Annotated in this window: 14 protein-coding genes; 9 read left to right on the top strand and 5 right to left on the bottom strand. The window is 40.2% G+C overall.

Annotation, left to right across the window (positions count from 1 at the left end):
* The first annotated feature begins 113 nt into the window (after nucleotides 1-113).
* The 4 genes from istA (at nucleotide 114) to NST96_RS18845 (ending at nucleotide 3,692) form a co-directional block, all read left to right on the top strand.
* Nucleotides 114-1,601, top strand: a complete 1,488-nt coding sequence (gene istA, locus NST96_RS18860; RefSeq protein WP_227278712.1) for an IS21 family transposase — start codon at nucleotides 114-116, stop codon at nucleotides 1,599-1,601.
* A 1-nt stretch (nucleotide 1,602) separates the two neighbouring features.
* Nucleotides 1,603-2,328, top strand: a complete 726-nt coding sequence (gene istB / locus NST96_RS18855) for an IS21-like element helper ATPase IstB (protein ID WP_171506466.1) — start codon at nucleotides 1,603-1,605, stop codon at nucleotides 2,326-2,328.
* A 267-nt stretch (nucleotides 2,329-2,595) separates the two neighbouring features.
* Nucleotides 2,596-2,871, top strand: a complete 276-nt coding sequence (locus tag NST96_RS18850) for a group II intron maturase-specific domain-containing protein (RefSeq protein WP_342404299.1) — start codon at nucleotides 2,596-2,598, stop codon at nucleotides 2,869-2,871.
* A gap of 146 nt (nucleotides 2,872-3,017) precedes the next feature.
* Nucleotides 3,018-3,692, top strand: coding sequence for a hypothetical protein (locus tag NST96_RS18845; protein WP_342404298.1), 675 nt, complete (start codon nucleotides 3,018-3,020; stop codon nucleotides 3,690-3,692).
* A 26-nt stretch (nucleotides 3,693-3,718) separates the two neighbouring features.
* Here NST96_RS18845 and NST96_RS18840 read toward each other — a convergent pair whose 3' ends face one another.
* Entirely contained in the window at nucleotides 3,719-4,909 is a 1,191-nt protein-coding gene (locus NST96_RS18840) for an ISL3 family transposase (protein WP_172920624.1), read from the bottom strand.
* Nucleotides 4,910-5,035: 126 nt separating this feature from the next.
* Here NST96_RS18840 and NST96_RS18835 point away from each other — a divergent pair, with 126 nt between their 5' ends.
* The gene (locus tag NST96_RS18835; RefSeq protein ID WP_342404297.1) at nucleotides 5,036-5,164 is read left to right on the top strand and encodes a hypothetical protein; all 129 of its coding nucleotides are present in this window, start codon (nucleotides 5,036-5,038) and stop codon (nucleotides 5,162-5,164) included.
* A gap of 127 nt (nucleotides 5,165-5,291) precedes the next feature.
* Here NST96_RS18835 and NST96_RS18830 read toward each other — a convergent pair whose 3' ends face one another.
* From NST96_RS18830 to NST96_RS18815, 4 genes are all read right to left on the bottom strand, one after another.
* On the bottom strand, nucleotides 5,292-6,944 hold the full coding sequence (locus tag NST96_RS18830; protein WP_342404296.1) for a recombinase family protein: 1,653 nt from the start codon (nucleotides 6,942-6,944) through the stop codon (nucleotides 5,292-5,294).
* Between the two features lie 57 nt (nucleotides 6,945-7,001).
* Nucleotides 7,002-7,205, bottom strand: coding sequence for a transposon-encoded TnpW family protein (locus tag NST96_RS18825; RefSeq protein WP_195923574.1), 204 nt, complete (start codon nucleotides 7,203-7,205; stop codon nucleotides 7,002-7,004).
* 75 nt (nucleotides 7,206-7,280) lie between these two features.
* Nucleotides 7,281-8,180 (bottom strand): phage major capsid protein, encoded by a 900-nt coding sequence (locus NST96_RS18820; protein ID WP_195923575.1) that lies wholly within the window; start codon nucleotides 8,178-8,180, stop codon nucleotides 7,281-7,283.
* A 272-nt stretch (nucleotides 8,181-8,452) separates the two neighbouring features.
* Nucleotides 8,453-10,747 (bottom strand): phage/plasmid primase, P4 family, encoded by a 2,295-nt coding sequence (locus NST96_RS18815; RefSeq protein WP_342404295.1) that lies wholly within the window; start codon nucleotides 10,745-10,747, stop codon nucleotides 8,453-8,455.
* Between the two features lie 827 nt (nucleotides 10,748-11,574).
* Here NST96_RS18815 and NST96_RS18810 point away from each other — a divergent pair.
* Genes NST96_RS18810 through NST96_RS18795 form a run of 4 tightly spaced genes read left to right on the top strand, consistent with a single transcriptional unit; the run spans nucleotide 11,575 to nucleotide 18,484 of the window.
* Nucleotides 11,575-11,814 (top strand): helix-turn-helix transcriptional regulator, encoded by a 240-nt coding sequence (locus NST96_RS18810; RefSeq protein WP_012103576.1) that lies wholly within the window; start codon nucleotides 11,575-11,577, stop codon nucleotides 11,812-11,814.
* Complete coding sequence (locus tag NST96_RS18805; RefSeq protein ID WP_342404294.1) at nucleotides 11,807-13,867, top strand: site-specific DNA-methyltransferase; 2,061 nt, start codon at nucleotides 11,807-11,809, stop codon at nucleotides 13,865-13,867. The genes NST96_RS18810 and NST96_RS18805 overlap by 8 nt, the downstream gene beginning before the upstream one ends.
* A gap of 14 nt (nucleotides 13,868-13,881) precedes the next feature.
* Nucleotides 13,882-16,842 (top strand): type III restriction-modification system endonuclease, encoded by a 2,961-nt coding sequence (locus NST96_RS18800; RefSeq protein ID WP_342404293.1) that lies wholly within the window; start codon nucleotides 13,882-13,884, stop codon nucleotides 16,840-16,842.
* Between the two features lie 22 nt (nucleotides 16,843-16,864).
* On the top strand, nucleotides 16,865-18,484 hold the full coding sequence (locus NST96_RS18795) for an AAA family ATPase (RefSeq protein WP_172920168.1): 1,620 nt from the start codon (nucleotides 16,865-16,867) through the stop codon (nucleotides 18,482-18,484).
* Nucleotides 18,485-18,760: the final 276 nt, after the last annotated feature.

Genomic DNA, 18,760 nt, shown 5'->3' with positions numbered 1-18,760 from the left:
CTAATATTGCAGCGTAAAAATGCTCAAAACAAATACAAAAAAGGCACTTGTCAGCATCAATAATTCCTCCTACCGTTAGGTTTGGGACAACTTAGCGAAGGAGAATGGAAAGGATGCTGAAAATGCCTCAACAACACTATATCAGGTTTTTACGCGAAGTAGAAGGATGCTCGGTAAACGAGATTGCAGGACGCGTAGGTGTTCACTGGCGGACTGCCAAAAAATATGCCGATAAAACCGATTGGAATGCCTCGATGACAAAACGAAAGGGCAGAAGTCCTGTCATGGGTCCATTTATGGAGATCGTCGATACCTGGTTAGAGGAGGACCGTTTGGTCCCCCGTAAGCAGCGACACACAGGTGTGCGCATTTTCCAACGTTTGCGCGATGAGCATCAGTTTACAGGTGGACAACGTACAGTATTGGCCTATGTGCAGAGACGAAAAAGTGAAATGGAACTGGACCGTGCCAAAACGTACGAACGGCTTGAACATCCACCGGGTGAGGCACAAGTGGACTTTACAACCATTGAGGTATGCCGAGATCATCGATTGGTCACATACAAACTGCTGGTAATGTCTTTTCCGTACAGCAATGCCGCTTTCGTCTATCCGACACCAGCGGAGAATCAGGAATGCTTTTTGGAGGCGATGAAGCTGTGCTTTGAACAAATGGGAGGTGTTCCTCAGCGAATCTGGTTTGACAATCTCTCCGCTGCCGTCGTTCATATCGAGAAGCAGGGCGAACGGCAATTAACGGATGGCTTCCAGCGATTCTGCGCTCACTACCGGTTTGAAGCTGTCTTTTGCAACCCATACAGTGGTCATGAGAAGGGGCACGTGGAGAACAAATGCGGGTACTCCAAGCGCAATTGGGCAGTGCCGATTCCCATCTATGAAAGCCATGAACAGTTAGTTGCCTACTTCGCCGAGCAAGCTAGCCGTGATCGTGGTCGTCAGCATTATGCCCTAAATCGTTGCATCGCAGATCTATGGGAGGATGATCGCCGTAAATTGCTTACCTTGCCGGAGCATGGATTTGAGGCTTTTCGCTTGGGTGCTGCAGTGGTGAATAAGTATGGAGAGATTCGGAAGGATGAATTGACGGTTCCGTTGCTGGGGATGGCAACGCCAGGCAGTGAGGTACTGATCCAAACGTTTTGGGATCGCCTTGTCATTCTAAACGGCCAACACCAGCTAATTCGGGAAGTACCCAGACCTTATACGGGACGAAATGTAGACATTCCGTGGTCACAAGTATGCGCTGGATGGCTGAAAAAACCACGTAGTGTAACGCACTCGCAGTTTCTCCGTATGCTACCGGAGATCTTGCAAGGGTATGTAACCGTGAAGGATCTAACAGAGCGAAAAGATCGTCTTCAGGCAATGTCGCACTGGTGTGATATTTACACCATCGAACAGATTCAAGAGGTAATTGCTCTACTAGGCCAAGACACACCGATTACGCGCATCACGGCCGTGCTAGGCGTAAAATATGGCAGTCGTGACCTCCCTGTCACGTGGGAGGAGACGTTGTCCCCTCCGGGAACTCGCGTAGAAGGTTCTCTCCAACGCTATGATCAACTTGTGGGGGTGAGCTGAGATGCCGACGGCATTGGGAGATTTGTGCCGACAACTCCGATTGGCGCATGTCGTGGACTACGTATCCGTTCAACAGAATGAGCAGATTCGTAGCATTGTGGAGCAAATCCTTGTTGCGGAACTGGACGGCCGCCGCCGTGCCAAGTTAGGTAAGCTTGTTCAGCAGGCGGGGTTCCCGCATATTAAGACTTTCGAGGGGTATGTGTATGACCATATCTCTTTCCCTAGTGGCAGTAGTCCGGAGCTGCTCCAGGAATTGGATTGGCTCGAACGCAAAGAAAATTTACTCTTAATGGGTGCCGTCGGCACAGGGAAAACCCATATGGCAACGGCACTGGGCGTGGAGGCTTGCCGCCGGGGCAAGGCGGTACAGTTCTACCGGGCTTCCGATTTTGTTTCTGTACTTCAGGAAAAATTTGTGGCGGGAACACTCAGCCGATTTCGCGAGAAATTGAAAAAGATAGATTTACTTATTCTCGATGAAGTCGGCTACGTGCCGTTCAGCCAAACCGGTTCTGAGTTATTGTTTAACGTGATTGCGGATTGCTATGAGCAACAGAGTGTGATCGTTACATCTAACCTGGAGTTTGGCCAATGGACATCGGTGTTTGGAGACACGAAGCTCACGTCGGCGCTCGTTGATCGTCTGGTACACCACGCTCATATCCTCTCATTCACAGGTGAGAGTTTCCGCTTCAAACAGGCAATGGATAGGATTCCTTTGTAGTTTCAAACGGCTGGCAAGTGCTTAGGCAATTTTGGCTGCAAAGCTGAGCATTTTCTACTTGCAAAACACATTCAAGTGCTGATGGCTATTCTAAACAAGCTGGAGCTTAGTCTCAGTAAAGAGAAATCTAGACTCGTTAATATTTGGGACAATTCCACTGGGTTTGACTTTCTTGGGCTGCACCATCGCAAATTCCCCGTGTTCAACAAAGGGGGGAGCAAGGTATTTGCTATGTCTCATGTACCAGCTAAGAAAGCAATGAAGGAAATGAGACGTAAAATTAAGGAATACACTGCACCAAGGAACAAACTGTTTCTGTCTCTAGAAGAGCTAGTGAAAGGGCTAAATCGCAAGCTAAGGGGGTTCAAGAACTACTACTTCATCTCGCCCATCGCCAAACGATGGGCAAGACGGATAGACTGGTATGTGATTGAACGCCTTACAATCTTCTGCAACAAGAAAAGAAGCAAGCGGAATAAACATGCCGGAAAGCTGAAGGTCATACAAAACACGCAGGGTAGTTTATTGAAATTAGCCGGATAAAGTAAGCCGAATGCCAAAGAAAGAAGAACATCGGAAAGCCGTATGAGGGAAAACCTCACGTACGGTTTGATGAGGGGGAGCTGAAATGAGCAAGGCGACCATACGGTCGCCCGAAAGTTTCAGTTCTCTACTCTACAAGAATGTTTTTGTTTTCTTTATTAGTAATATTAAGTTTGTTATTAGGGTGTAGCGCACCAAAATTAGAAGTAAAACTAGATCCTAAAATTGAAAGAACAGATGACAACAAAGTAAAAGTGGCTTTTTCGACAAATTTACCAGATGGCACAGAAGTTATGATTAAAATTTCGGGTAAAAACGGGTATGTGGCTCAAGACAAAGGTAAGATCGAGAAAGGAACTTTTACTTCCAATTTGTTTTCTGATGGTGGTAAGCCGTTAAAGTCGGGTGATTTTCAATATGAGATCACTACTCCTATTGTTAGTACCCAAAGTGATTCGGTACAGAAAATCTTTGGCGAAAAAGGAAGCAATCTAATTGGAACTTATGTCAAGCAAGATTCTTCCCTTGGTGAAAATATTGTATACTATTCTTCAAATTTTAATATTGTAAATAAAGTTGACAATGAATACAAAGAGTGGGTCAAATTACACGATATTAAAATACAGGCACAGGTAATCTTTTTCTTAAATGTACTACTTGAACAAAATGGAAAGATTCATTCTTCTCCCAATATGTATCAAACGCTAACGCTTTTAGAAAATTTAGCAGATGAAGCATTGAGTAAGGCCACAACTGACGAAGATTTAATTGTTCTTGATGAGAAATATAAAAAAAAGCTCTTCACCGTAAAACGTGCTTGATCTCCCTCTATCGCAGTTTTTCGTAGTTATGTAGCCGGTTTACACTCCAGTCTAATGCGAATCTTGAATCTCTCTAGATTGCGGTAGCCGTAGGCTCTTCGTTTGATCACCTTCACTTTGTTGTGTGTCCCTTCAATCTTGGCATTCGTTACCCGAAAGGAGAAATAATTCTGAATGGGCTCTCGCCACTGGACAATCGTTTTGGCAATGGAACGAACCGCAGGAGTCGGAGAATAGAGATGGTCGTCAATCCATTTCTGAAGTGCTTCCTCGCCTGCCTCTTGGGTTTGAACGGCATACACGGTTCTTATGTCTTGAAGCGCAAAGTAGAGTCGTTTGAGGTGTGGATCTTCTGCTAACCAATTCTTCAGTTCCTGAAGCTCTTCGGGCTTCAGCTTGTCAGGGATCGTATGGAGCAGGCGTTGCTCATGTCTGCCCCGACGATGTGTTCCACGAGCATGAGTGCGTTTTCGGGTAGCTTCCAACGCTTTCGAGAAAAGCTGGATCACGTGAAATTTATCTGCTACCACAAGGGTATGCTTCCAGACTTGGCGTACTGTTTCAGCCATTCCTGGAGCCAAATCCGTGACAACTACATGGGGAGCCTTACGAAAGGGCCATTGCTGCAGGGCGTTTCGTACCTGTTCACGTGAACGTCCTTCTGTGACTTGCCAGATATGACCGGTTTGAGCATCCATGAGGTTCACGCCGTACTTATGTCCTTTTTGCAACGCAAACTCATCCAGACAGACCACTTCAGGAGCTTCATGTTCTTTTGGTTGAGCAAGGCGTTGGGGGGCCAGTTGGTAGTACCAGCGTTCGAGTGTCGAGTAGGCCACACTCAATTGCTTGGCAACCGAGAGCAAATCCCGGCCGCGGCACATATCCACCGCCATCTCTTGAAAAGCAGAGGTGACCAATCCTCGAGGCGGGATACCGTTCCATTCCACTGTCCATGTAAGCCCACAACTCGCACAGCGCTGGCGATACACGGGAACGGATACCCAGACGGTCCCCCAAGAAGGAACGAAACGATGACGAAGAATACGCCGTCCAGGACGGGCATGGTTGGTACTGGCTCGGAGACAGATCGGACAAAGATAACAAGCAGAATTCGGTTCCAGAACAGCGATCCAATCCGTTTCCGTTGTTTTTTCCCAATGAGTGAGATGGAATGATGGAAGTCTGACAAAGTCTGTGCTAAAATCAAGGCACAACGCAGATTTCCTCCTTTTCAGTGGTTGTCTCGACAACTCCCACGATAGAGGAACATCTGCGTTTTTTCAATGTCTAGCACGGGTTATGGTGATGAATCTAAAAAAAGTATGAAGGAATTTAAGGAAATGAGTGACAAAATAATGGAAGGCACTACAACTTCCAACAACGAGTTAATCATTGAAGGAGTTAAACACTTTGATGAAGGAAATAAATTATTGGAGGAAGCAGAGAAATTAATAAAGGAATTGAAGTAAGGCTGAACTGTGACCCATAAGATGGACACTTTAAAAAAGTGACCCTCTTAGGAGCGGTCAGATAGGGATTTATAATTCCTAAAAAATTCGGCATAGTCGTTGATATTCGGCTATGCCGTTTTTTCGTTTATTTTGGTAAGTCGATAGCACCAATGCAGTTATAGAAAATTTGAATCCGCTGGGTTCTGCGGCCATCTATCTTTTCAGCCTTGAATACTATAATTTTGTCAATGAACTCTCGGATAATCTCTGCATCCAATTCTGTAATTTCTGTGTACTTTTTAACCAGTGCCAAAAAGCGGTCGGTATTGAGGGACTGTTCATTTGCTGTATCAATGGTATGCTTTAATTTGGATATCCTTTCTTCCAGTGCCTTCTGCTCGGCTTCATATTCAGCCGACATCTTGTAAAAACGCTCTTCGGGAATTTTGCCCATCACATTGTCTTCATATAGCTTTCGAATGATTTTGTCTATGTCAGCAATGCGAGTCTGTGCTTGTTCATACTCCTTTTGACTTTGGCGGAGTTCTTTGGCAAGTTCCTTTTCTGAATTATTCGTAACTATACGGATGAATTCCTGTTCATGGTCTTTGGCAAAGGAGGTTACACGTCTTAAGTCTTCTAAAAGAAGCTGTTCCACTACAACATTGCGTATCTGATGTGAACTGCACATACCCTTTTTCTTGCGATAAGTAGCACAAACGAAGTATTCCTTATCGTGTGTCCATCCCTTGCCTCTAACCTGATACAGCTTTGCTCCACAGTCGGCACAAAACATCATGCCAGAAAGCATTCCCATTTCACCTAATCGCGATGGTCTTCGCTTGCCATCTCTGATTTTCTGCACTGTTTCCCAAGTGCCCTCATCAATAATTGCTTCATGGGTATTTTTGAAAACCAGCCAATCTTCTGGATTGTTCAATATCTTGACTTTGCTCTTATATGACTTTTTAGAAGTCTTGAAATTTACCGTGTGACCTAGATATTCCATTTTAGCCAGAATATCTGCTACGGTACGAGCCGACCAAGCATATGGGTTTTCAGGTGGTCTTGCTGGAGTGTTAATACCCATTTTGCGAAGATGAACCGTAGGTGTATCAATGCATCGCTTTTCAAGTTGCTTTGCTATCTGCGTGGGTCCAAAGCCAGCCATGCACAGTCGGAAAATATCTCTGACCATTTCGGCGGCTTTCTCATCTATAATCCAGTGCAACTTGTCTTTAGGGTCTTTAATATAACCGTAAGGTGGATTGGTGCAGAGTGGCTTACCGGACTGTCCCTTGGATTTGAACACAGCACGGATTTTCTTGCTAGTATCCTTAGCGTACCATTCATTAATAATGTTAAGAAACGGTGTAAAGTCACTGTCTGCTTGGTTTGCACTATCAATACCGTTGTTAATAGCAATGAATCGTACATCTGCTTCAGGAAACATAATCTCTGTGTAATAGCCTACTTTGAGGTAATCTCTGCCGAAGCGGGACATATCCTTGATGATAATCGTTCCAATTCTGTCGGACTCTACATCAGCAATCATGCGGTTAAAGTCTGGTCTATCAAAAGTTGTACCGCTGACCCCATCATCCACATAAAATTCGATGTTGCGAAAACCGTTGTCCTCAGCATATTTTTTTAGAATTGCCTTCTGGTTCACTATGCTGTTGCTGTCTCCTGCAAGCTCATCATCACGTGAAAGCCTGCAGTAAAGAGCAGTAATTTTCGCTTCTTCAAATGCTATTGTTGATTTAAGTATAGTGCTAAATGTTGACTGTCTATTCATTTTTCTCCTCCATTTCCGACAGTCTTCAAGCGGTTTAGCACTATGTATATTACCGTACTACCTTGAAGAAGTCGAGTTGATTTCCGTGGGTTTATATGAACTATCTGATAACTTTGAAAGGCTTTTTGCGTTGACTGTAATCAGTCGTTTCAGCTTGGAATATGCACTTTCCTTTGCTGAATCACTTACTCGTGATTCCACCACATAGACCGTACCTCCGATATCGGATTTGGTTGTGCGGCTGTTAATTTGGTTTTCCATATCGTGACCTCCTGTCCGATGTTTTGAAGGAACTGGCACTGAACCGAATCAATGATCCAGTGCCTAATCCATTTTTTAAGCTTTTATTTGTAATATTTTCAGAGCATCTGGTTGAATTAGCTTGCCATCCAATCTCTCGTAAGCAGAAAAGCCAATTTGCCCCTGCAATGCATATAACTCACTTAATTTTTTTATCGTTATTGGTTGACGTTCAATCAGCCAGTAGTATGATAAATCTCCAAATACAATGCTTTTTGCTCCTGCTGATACTGTAGGCATATATGGAGAGGTAACTATAGGCTTTCCGAAGATGGTGTTATCTGAAGGATTCCACAGATAACTGCCGCTTGTATCCTTAAGGGTTCTAAGAAGCATAGCTGTATTATCGTGCATGATAAACACAGCGTTATTTCGGTATTCATCTTTTAATGAAAAATACAGAGAGATAATCTCGTCAAAAGAGATGGTAGCACTATCTGCTGTAGTTACATCTGCATCTGCTGTAAGGATACCTGTTGGCTGTGTTGTGCCATTTCCATTAAGTAATGCATTTTCCTCAGCCTTGCCAAAACGCTTCGCAAAATCACCCATCAGATATTTTTCAAGATTAAAGTTCATATCGGTGACGAATGAGCGGTTTAGCTTGACAAGAGATGCCAGCTTGTATGATTTCACCAGAAACTGTGTAAATGTATCGGCACTTTCGGGGATTGGATCTCCGTCTTCAACCCAATCTGCTGTACCCGTTGAGGATACCGCTTGAATTTTACCTTCTGCAGAAGATAGATTGATAACAGTAGCAAATCTGCGGAATATATTCTCCTTTGCCAAAGCAGTGTTAAAGCCTTCTCTGAACTCATCTGGTGCGACATAGGCTCCTACATTATCAAAGCCCTCGCTTAGATTTTGATTATTTTCTTCTTTTCCTTTCATAACATTCCAAAACGCTCTATTATAAGTTGTTGATGTTGCCATAATCGTTTACCTCCTAAATTTTATTAAATGTGGGGTATATACCCCGTTTGAAACCGCGTTTTTTTACGCGTTGCCCCACGCCCGTTGTCCAGATGTAAAGGTGTGGAGATTTGACCTCCCCTAGGGGCAGGTATCAACACATTAAGTTGTATCCAGTGTTTTCAGTGGTATTAAGCTTTGTAGCAAGATGTAGCAGGTAAAAACTAAACTCTCTATACGAGAGCGATTTTTTATATAACCTGTTTTTCTTGCTACAAGCTGCTACACTGTGTTTAAATAAGAAAAAATTCTTCTTCTGTCAGCTTATATCCGATAAGCATTGTGGTCATCCCACCACCAGAACGTGGTCGTTTCCGTTCTACACGGGCGATAGCTGTTAAGGCTTGTTTGAAGTTTCTTGCATTTTCCGAATAACATCCATTGGCACTGCACCAACGCTGATACCGGGCATACACTTCGGATGTCCGCACCTCACTGTTAGGACTTTCCTCCAAGGCATCCTCGAAAAATAATGCTATTTTGTCGCTGTCACGTTTATAAGCCTCCGTTGCTGTCTTAACGGAATCAGGTAAAGTCAAGCCTTCTTTCTTTAACAGCTGATAGCCTTCAATTAGCCAGTTGAGGATAGCACTTTGATTCTTTGGTTTGGCGAATTCACGTTTTAAGTTTTTATCCTGCTCGCTTTCATCAAAGTGTCGTTCAAAAGGGATGATTACCACTCTGCCACTGGAAAACAGTGTCATATCCGTAATAACGGGCAGATAATTAGTGTTGATATACAGCTTAAACTTTGGCGAAAAATCAAAAGAATTCTCATGTAGAAACCTTGCGTTAATGGTGTCACCACCTGTCATGCTTTTTACTTGTGCAGCATTTAAGACAAGTCCTCTACTAGGTTCTGAGATATTTACAAAGCGTACTCCTGCAAGCCGGGCAATATCTTCACTTGGACTTGAACTGTTATTGTTCTTTTTCAGACTGATAGTCTCCGGCCTTGCGGTACAGCCATAACTGCCTAATACCTTAAGAATGCTCTCACATAGCGTACCTTTACCGTTTCGAGTTGTAGCACCATAGAGAACAAACAGGCATTCATACCGAGTGTCTCCGCTGATACTGTAGCCAAAGGCTTTTTGGAGGAATTTTGCCTTTTCCTCATCTCCGCTCATAATCTCATGAATAAATCTATCCCATCGCTCACTTTTTGCTTCTGGATCATACTTAACACCAGATATCTTTGTGAGTCTGTCCTCGCTGTTGTGGGGACGAAAATCCATAGACATTAAAAACAATGTTCCATTGGCACAATTGAGCATAAGCGGGTCTTGGTCGAATTCAGCCATTGATATGGGATATACACTCTGTGCATCTTTAAGTACCGTTTCTCGGTATCTTCTTGACTGCCACTTTCGGCAATAGTCAATGTATGCCTTTCTTTGATGTTCATCCTGAATAGTCAAAGCATAGGTTAGCAGTTGATTAGCCAATGATTTACACATTTCCATCACTTTGAGATTACCGACATCAGGAATCCAAATGCCATTCTCATAGCAAAACCACATCTTCCTTTCGGGAACAAAGCGGGCAAAAGATTTATAATAATCAGCAAACAGCCTGCTTGCCCCAATATCCGTCCAAGGGTAGCGATCGTTACTCTCAGGCTTAAAGTCAGCAAGAGAACATTCACCAAAATCCTCTGCAGCTGATGAACGCTTACCACCTGGTTTGTATATTTCAGTAGCATTTGCGATAGCTTTTTCTATGGTTATCATTCCATAGGTACTGCCGGACTGCGGTCTATTCCATTTATCCCTCATTAAGCCGCTTTTTCGGAAAAGTCTGTCCATCTGTCCAATATCTCTGCCACACCAAAATGCCAGCATACCACAAAGTGCCAAATCAGCTTCACTGGCAGAAGCATAACCAGACGTATCTCCTTGCCATAATGCTTTGAATTTTTCTCCATTTGCTGATTTTAATGCCTTCTCAATAACAGACTTGTCAGATAGATAGGATCGGCTTTCTGTATCCAGTAGTTGCTTCACAGGGGTAGGACGCAGCATATACTTGTCTAGTATCATCTGTAGTTCATTGGGTTTCTCCGGTATATCACCATCTGCAAATACATTTCCTGTTACGGTAACAAAACGATTTGTTGCTCCGCCCACATAGACCTCGATTCCTAACTTTCTGTTGTTGATATAATATTTTGTCTTGTCAAAGTTATAGCCAGTGGCCTTAAAGAAAATATGCAACCCTTTCCCAGATGGACTGTGTTCCATATAGCAACCACTAAAAGCGTCTACAACACTTTGGGAAATAGGCTTAAGCTTACCGCTGCTATCAAAGCAATCATCTAAGTCGATAACACATATGTCATTACCCACCAAAAATCCGATACCGTCATAATCACTTATAGCAGCTACCGCCAAACTAAAATCTAAAAATGTACTCAGCTGATCTGTTTTTGCCCTTTTTCCCGTTACTGGGTTATAGGGAACTTTGGTTTTTCTACCACTTCGCGCTTCATATTTCCAACAACAAAACTGTGGCTTATCTTTAAGCATCTGTGGCAAGTTATCATATTTTGTTTTCAGTTATTTCACCTCCTTGCCTGTTATAAATGACCCGAAAAGCTACGGTTCAAGAGGGTTTGCCTTGTTTGACACAACCTCGTTATCTTTCAAGGAATACGCTCGAAATTATCGTCATGGCATATTCTGCTTGAAGTATCTCTTGCATTTCGGGGTATTCAGTTGTCAAGGAGCAGTGAGAGAAAAACTATGCTTTTATTGGTTGTTCATGAGAAAGGCAAATCCACAAAGTATTTTTAAGGCAATTTCCTCTCATCATGCACAAGACACAAGCCTGCAGTTTGAGTGCCGGAACAAATATTTCTGTGTATTGCTTTCCTCTACTAATAGCCGAAATTATTAACCCCTTAGCTATATGCCTCATTAATTTCTAACTTGGAAGCTAATGGGGATTATTTTTCCTCTCACCTTATAGCCTTGGTAGAACACATTAGTTGAGGATTTTAGAAAAAAATTTTTCTTCCTCATTCATAAGCGAAGAATTCTATTGATTCGAACCCCTAAAATAAAAAAACAGCCTGTCTTTTTTCCAGAAAAGACAGCTGTAATGCTTATGCTTTTGCTCAAATTTGAGCGAAAGTGGTATTAAATTTAAGAAGGCTTAATGCTGTAGTTTTGGATTTTTCAATTAGACTTTTCGACTTTTTTGTCTAAAAGCTTTAATTCGAACATCTTAAGATAAATGCGTAAATAGAAAATTGTGATTGAAATAGACGAAAAATAATGTGAGATTAAAAATTTATACTGTTTATAGCGTGTTTTTGTGATATAATTATTAGTATTTGTAGGAGGTGCAAAAAATGGCAATACATTATAACAAGCTATGGAAGCTGCTAATTGATAAGAATATGAAAAAGAAAGATTTGCAACGCCTTTCCGGTGTTAGCTCGGCAACTATCACAAAGCTTGGTAGAAACGAAAATGTAAATACAGAAATACTTCAAAAAATATGCACAGCTTTAGAATGTGATATTTGTGATATTTTAGAGTTTGTACCTGATAAAATTGAGAAAGGCAAGGTGAATGATAACAATGATTAAGGATATTATGAATGCCAATGATAGTGCAACACCGAACAGTCGAGAAATGGCTGTATTAAAAGAAAATTTCCCCTCATGTTTTAGGGCAGATGGATCCTTTGATATTGAGCGGTTTAAGGAATTTTTAAGTGATAAGATTGCTGTAACAGGAGAGGGTTATGAACTCAAGTTTTTAGGAAAAAATTATTCCCGATTGCTGGCTTCAATTGATACTACAACAGTTGTTGTGCCAGACGAGGAACATAACTCAAAACCAGAAAATATGAACAGTGAAAACATCTACATAAGTGGCGATAATCTTGATGGGTTAAAGCATCTCTTGAAGTCCTATTCAGGTCAAGTTAAATGTATTTATATTGATCCTCCTTATAACACTGGAACAGATGGATTTGTGTATAATGACCAGTTCAATTTTACTGTGGAAGAGCTTTCGGAAAAACTAAGTATTAGCGAAGAACAGGCACAACGCATTTTAGATTTAACAAAGCGTGGTTCGGCATCGGATTCTGCATGGTTGATGTTCATGTACCCAAGACTTCTACTTGCAAGAGATTTGCTGAGTAGCGAAGGAACAATATTTATATCTATAGATGATAACGAACAAGCAAATCTTAAATTAATATGTGATGATGTATTTGGAATTGATAATTTCGTTGCACAAATTATTGTTCAATCAAATAAAAGGGGACAGACATACAAACAACTAGCAAAGACACACGAATATATTTTAGTTTATACGCGAAATATTGATGGTAAGATAAATGAACTTATGAAAGAAGTAGGTTCATTTAAGATGGAGGATAATGTAAGTGAATTCTCAGAACGGGAACTTCGAAACAGAAACCCGAAATTTGGAAGATTCAACAGACCCAATTTATATTATCCAATTTATGTTGATACTACTCGTGTAGATAAAAATGGATATTCACCGATATCATTAACTAAACATGGTAACTTTATTGAAGAAGTATACCCACTAAACAGCGAAGGACAAGAAAGTTGTTGGCGATGGGGTACTAAAAAATTGGAAGCCAATAATAATGAAGATACTATGCTTAGCAATGTGGTCGCAAGGAAAAAGAATACTGGTGAATACGGTATTTATGAGAAGTATCGTAAAACAACATATAAAGCAAAGACTATATGGTTTAGTGATGCAATTATTGATGATTTAATCGATGAAGATGATGATATTTGGGATGAAACAGGTGTGATTACAGAGCAAGGTTCAGTCGAACTAGGAAATTATGATATGGGCGATGTCTTTGATTTTCCCAAACCTAGTTACTTGGTTAAAAAGGTTCTTACACTTGGTTCAGAGCATGATAGTATATGCGTTGATTTTTTTTCTGGTTCTGCAACAACAGCGGAAGCAGTTATGCGTCTTAATGCTGAATTAATGTCGAAAGGGCAAAGACGTTATATAGCAGTACAATTGCCTGAGGATTTAGATTTAAAATATGAAAATGCCTCTGCAACGGAGAAACCTAAAATTCAACGAGTTATTGATTTTCTTGATAGCGTAAGCCGACCTCATACACTTGATCAAATTGGTATAGAACGCATTATCAGGGCAGCAAAAAAGATAAAGGAAGAATTTCCAGACACTAAGGTAGATCTCGGTTTTAGGCACTTTATTCTTGCTGAGCCTGAGCAAAACACTCTAGACAAGCTTGAAAAGTTTGACCCTACTGAAAATAAATTATTTGCTGACAAAGACATTCTTAGTGATTTTGGAAAACCTACCGTCCTTACAACGTGGCTTGTTAGAGATGGATATGGACTTACAGCAGATGCTGAGGAGTTAAATTTTGCTGGATACAATGGCTATTATATAGGAAAACATCTTTACCTAATTGACCCGGAATTGTCTAATAAGGCGATTGAAGCCATTGTAGTAAAATATGAAACTGACGGCAGCTTTAATCCTGAGAACGTGGTGTTATTCGGTTATAGTTTTACATGGACGGAAATGGAAGCTTTAAAAATTAATTTGAAACGGTTGAAGGATACAGAGAAAAACTTGCGTATCAACTTCGATATCCGTTATTGATTGGAGGGTATGTTATGGAACTTATCCTACAACGAGGATTACCACACCAACAAAAAGCTGTAGATGCAATAAGTGCTGCTTTGAATGGGGTACAGATAACTTCTCCTGTACAATTTTATGAAAATCCAAGCATTTCTCTTTCTGATCCTAAACTAGCTGCAAATATTAGAGAAATTCAAAAAAATATACCTTCAGAATATCGAAGCAGTATGCCTATTGATGACTGCTTGAATATTGATATTAAAATGGAAACCGGTACAGGAAAGACTTACGTTTATACTCATACTATATATGAGCTTCATAAACGTTACGGACTTAATAAGTTTATTATCGCTGTACCTTCACTTGCGATTAAAGCAGGAACTGCACAGTTTTTGCGTGATGAATATGTAAAGCGACATTTTTCCGATGTTTGTGGCTATGGTACAGAGATTGAGGTTGGAGTACTAGAAGCACCAAAAAACAAGAAAAAGGGTCGCTCCTATTTCCCGAGTGTTGTGAGCGACTTTGTAAAAGGTTCTTGCCAGAACACGAAGAAGATTTATGTATTATTAGTTAATATGCAACTACTTGTTGTCCGATCAAATGGTATGCTTAGCCGTGACGACTATGATTATGGAGTAGAAGGTTTTTATAGACCACTTGATGCTATTCGTGCAACAAACCCTGTTGTTATTATTGATGAGCCACATAGATTTTCTCGTGACCAGAAGGCATTTAAGGTTATCGTTGATGAAATAAAACCACAGTGTATTATACGCTTTGGTGCTACCTTCCCTGAAACTACAAGTGGACGTGGAAAAAACAAAATAACCGTAAAAGACTACCAAAACCTGCTCTATGATTTAAATGCCTGTGAATCTTTTAATCAAAATTTGATAAAGGGAGTAACGAAGGAGCATTTTGAACCGGTATCCAAGCGTGAAGAAAAGGTGAAAATCACTTCCATCACAAGCAAGGATTCTGTTACCTTTCAGTATAAAAAGCGTGATGAATCGACTAAAACATTTACTCTTAAAACTGGAGATTCACTATCTATCATTAATGAAGCTTTCGAGGGAATTACGGTTCATGCTATTGGCAAATCAACAGTTGAGTTTTCTAATGGTATTCAAAAGTCAACTGGTGAGGAATTGGATGTGGATATCTATATGACCTCTTATCAAGAGCAGATGATGCGTCTTGCCCTTGAGCGTCATTTTGAAACAGAAAAAATAAACTTCTGTGGTCGCAATTTCAAGATCAAGACATTGGCATTATTTTTTATCGATGATATATCATCATATCGACCAAACGAGGAAGGTAAAACCCCTTATCTATTACAAGCTTTTGAGAGATTGCTTAAGGAACGGATAGAATCGGTGCTATCTACCCTCAGTGAGCATGATACTGAATATCGGGCATATCTGGAAGCAAGTCTTGCAGATATTTCTGCTTGCCATGCAGGCTATTTTTCACAGGACAATAGCGATTCGGATGAAGATATAGCAAAAGAAGTAGAAACTATCCTTCATGGAAAAAAACACCTTCTCTCTTTCAAGAATAAAGACGGTAGCTATAACACTTTACGTTTTCTATTTTCAAAATGGACACTTAAAGAGGGCTGGGATAACCCTAATGTATTTACGATAGCTAAACTTCGTTCTAGTGGAAGTGAAAACAGTAAACTGCAAGAGGTTGGACGAGGTTTACGACTGCCTGTAGATGAGAATGGTAATCGAATCTCCAATGAAGAATTCCAGCTTAATTATATTGTCGACTTCACAGAGGCAGACTTTGCTAAACGATTAATAGACCAAATAAACGGAGAAATTCCACAAGCTTCTTCTATTAGCGAAGAAAGATTGGAACAAGTGGCCAAGAAGCTTGGCATGACTTCAGATGAACTTTTTGATGCACTATATGATAAACATTACATAGACAGGCGATTAAATATAAAACCCGATACAAGGGACGCTTTCTTTGCAGAATACCCGGACTTTGCTACAGGATTGTCTTCAGGTAAGGTAAAAGACCGAAATGTAGCAAAACCAAGACCTGTAAAAATCCGCAAAGCTGTTTACAGTGAAATACGCGAATTATGGGAAGCAATCAATCAACGATACCTACTTTTCTATGATGATGATCTGGATGCTGATATGGCTAAAGTTGTTTTATCTTTGCTGGAAAAACCCGGTGTTTTTACAGACGTTGTCATGACTAGCTCCAGAGATATCGTTAAGAGCGATGGCTCACAGATGATGATTGTTTCAGATACAGGTGCCCAATATATAGTATCCAAACCTATTCCCTACAATGAATTTCTTAAGAGGATCACAAATGCTACAAACATTCCAATTAAAGTATTGCATGAGGCATTGTGTGAGTATGTTAAGAGGAATGGAACTATAAATCCAGAACGTATTAATGAAAATTCTGTCAGCATGTTTATCCAACAATTTCATGACTGGAGAAGCAATAATTTGCAAGGTCGATTCCATTATGCAAAAAGCAATACGCCTGTTGGTGCAACAGCACTCACCTATTCAGACGGTTCTCCACGTGAAGATATTGCGCAGGGACGTATTGGCACAAAGATAGTTCCGGGAACTCCAAGTGAGAAGTATTTATATGATGCTTTCGCTTATGACTCACCGTTGGAACAAAAAAATATTATGTCGGACATCGAAGAAGTCATTGTATATGGAAAAATTCCACGTAGCAGCATTGCCATACCAACTATTACCGGTGGAATGTACAGTCCAGACTTCATGTATGTTGTAAGAAAGGCTTCCGGTGAGAAAGAGCTTAACATTGTAGTCGAAACAAAAGACGTAGAAAATAAATCCGACTTACGTGGTACAGAAAAAGCAAAAATTGATTGTGCTCGTGTTTTCTTTGATATGCTCTCGAAAGATGGATACACTGTTTATTTCCGTGATCAGTTAAACAACAAACAGATGGCTCAGATTATTAAGGAAGTATTGGCAGAGTAATTTAATTTAGGGGGGTGAAAGATTGAGGTTAGAAGCATTTTTAATTAAACATTATCGGTCGATAGAAAAAGTGGCTCTTAAACTTCCTCAAAATAAGCCACTTGTCCTATTTGGACCGAATAACGCAGGAAAATCTAATATATTATCAGCTATAAATAGATTACTTGGTGAAAGGTATCCAACAAATATTGAGATGTTGGAAAGTGATTACTTTAAACGTAATCAAAGTGAATATCCTACCGCACAGATAACTGCTAAATTTTCTGAGCCTTTACATTATGATAGTAGAGGGAATGGACATGATGTGATAACTATAAGTTATAATTATAATGGACAGGCTAATAATAATCTTTTTCACGATGTTAATGGAAATAGGTTATATATAAAAAATGAAGAGCGTTCCGCTTGTCAATCTTACTTGATTGATGCTGAAAGAAATATCCAGAGCGCTTTTAATTATAGTAGTAGCTACTCCCTGTTAAGCAAATTTTCAAAGAAAATACATGAAGCCTTAAGTACAGAACACAAAGATGAATTATCACAAGCCTTTAATCAAATTACAGCATCCTTTGAACAGACTGATGAATTCTCTGGTTTTTTTAATCGATTTTCTGAAGCTCTAAAGGGGGCAGTAAAAGGGTTTGTTCATTCATTGGCTGTGGATTTTTCAGCCTATGATCCAAACAATTATGCAAAGTCACTTCGGATCTATGCAAAAGAGGGAGATAATATTCGTGGATTTGAAGAATTCGGCACTGGTGAACAGCAAGTCTTATTAATGGCTTTTGTTAAAGCATATATGGAAGTATTCACAGGTGAAAATTTTGTGTTGATTATTGAAGAACCAGAAGCTCATCTCCATCCCTTAGCTCAAAGATGGTTAAAGGAATATGTTGTAGATATGTGTTCATGTGGTATTCAAGTAATCATTTCAACACATTCCGCAGAATTCATAGATGCAGAATACTTAGACGGACTTGTTCGAGTACATAAAGAGGGTGGAGTTACTAAAGCAATACAACTATCCGCTCAACAACTTTGCGATTTTTGTATAGGGTCAGGTGTTCCAGAGAATTGTGTGTCACCAGAAAACATAGTTGATTTTTACTCGACAAAACTATTTTCAGACCAGTTAAAAGGAATGTTTGCCGAAACAATCATTTTAGTGGAGGGAGCTACTGAATATTTTGCTCTGCCAGTGTATTTAAAACGTAGTGGATATTCTTTAGCTGAACATGGAACCGAAATTGTTAATTGTCGCGGTAAGGATGCAATCCCCTTGTACTGGAGGTTATTTAAAGCATACGGTTACAATTGTTATGCCATATTTGATTGTGACAGGAATGCATCAAAGACTAGGGATGTGTTTAATGGCATCTTTTGCGAAGAAGAATGGGATACAGAAACTGAAAATTGTATTGTTAGAGCCGATTATGCATACTTCGGTAAAGACTTTGAATCCTATTTACGTATAGCAATAGATGATTATACTTCAATGGAACAAACCATATCTGAAAAATATCATATTTCTTCAAAACCAGGAAAAGCTAAAGCTATTGCACAACATATAGAGGAAATTCCTCATTTTATTAAGGATATTGCAGATAAACTATTGATTATAGAACTATTGGGACAAAATTAGCTGAATGTAAAAAAAGACCACACAGGAGTATAAAAACTCTTATGTGGTCTTTTTTGCCCCGCTTGAAGCTGTTCATTTAAGTTTTTCTTCAATCCCTAAGTGAACGCTTCTTTGTGGGTCATTTTGTGTTTTAATCAACCTAATTCGAAAAGAGAGGGGGAAAATTTATGGGCAAAAAAAGGAGCAGTTCAAAGATTTTTTCGGAGCATGAAATAAAGCAGCTGGAGTCGAATCCAAATGTCTTGTGTGAATGCTAATCTAATAATTGACCACCTA

The organism is Brevibacillus sp. FSL K6-2834 (assembly GCF_038592925.1).
Taxonomy (GTDB): domain Bacteria; phylum Bacillota; class Bacilli; order Brevibacillales; family Brevibacillaceae; genus Brevibacillus; species Brevibacillus borstelensis.
The sequence above is the reverse complement of the archived record's forward strand: the minus strand, read 5'-3'. Positions and strand labels throughout refer to the sequence as shown.

Excerpts from the sequence above, each read along its gene's own strand:
- istA (WP_227278712.1), top strand. The coding sequence starts at position 114 with ATGCTGAAAATGCCTCAACAACACTATATCAGGTTTTTACGCGAAGTA.
- istB (WP_171506466.1), top strand. The coding sequence starts at position 1,603 with ATGCCGACGGCATTGGGAGATTTGTGCCGACAACTCCGATTGGCGCAT.
- NST96_RS18850 (WP_342404299.1), top strand. The coding sequence starts at position 2,596 with ATGAGACGTAAAATTAAGGAATACACTGCACCAAGGAACAAACTGTTT.
- NST96_RS18835 (WP_342404297.1), top strand. The coding sequence starts at position 5,036 with ATGAGTGACAAAATAATGGAAGGCACTACAACTTCCAACAACGAGTTA.
- NST96_RS18830 (WP_342404296.1), bottom strand. The coding sequence starts at position 6,944 with ATGAATAGACAGTCAACATTTAGCACTATACTTAAATCAACAATAGCA.
- NST96_RS18825 (WP_195923574.1), bottom strand. The coding sequence starts at position 7,205 with ATGGAAAACCAAATTAACAGCCGCACAACCAAATCCGATATCGGAGGT.
- NST96_RS18820 (WP_195923575.1), bottom strand. The coding sequence starts at position 8,180 with ATGGCAACATCAACAACTTATAATAGAGCGTTTTGGAATGTTATGAAA.
- NST96_RS18815 (WP_342404295.1), bottom strand. The coding sequence starts at position 10,747 with ATGCTTAAAGATAAGCCACAGTTTTGTTGTTGGAAATATGAAGCGCGA.
- NST96_RS18810 (WP_012103576.1), top strand. The coding sequence starts at position 11,575 with ATGGCAATACATTATAACAAGCTATGGAAGCTGCTAATTGATAAGAAT.
- NST96_RS18805 (WP_342404294.1), top strand. The coding sequence starts at position 11,807 with ATGATTAAGGATATTATGAATGCCAATGATAGTGCAACACCGAACAGT.
- NST96_RS18800 (WP_342404293.1), top strand. The coding sequence starts at position 13,882 with ATGGAACTTATCCTACAACGAGGATTACCACACCAACAAAAAGCTGTA.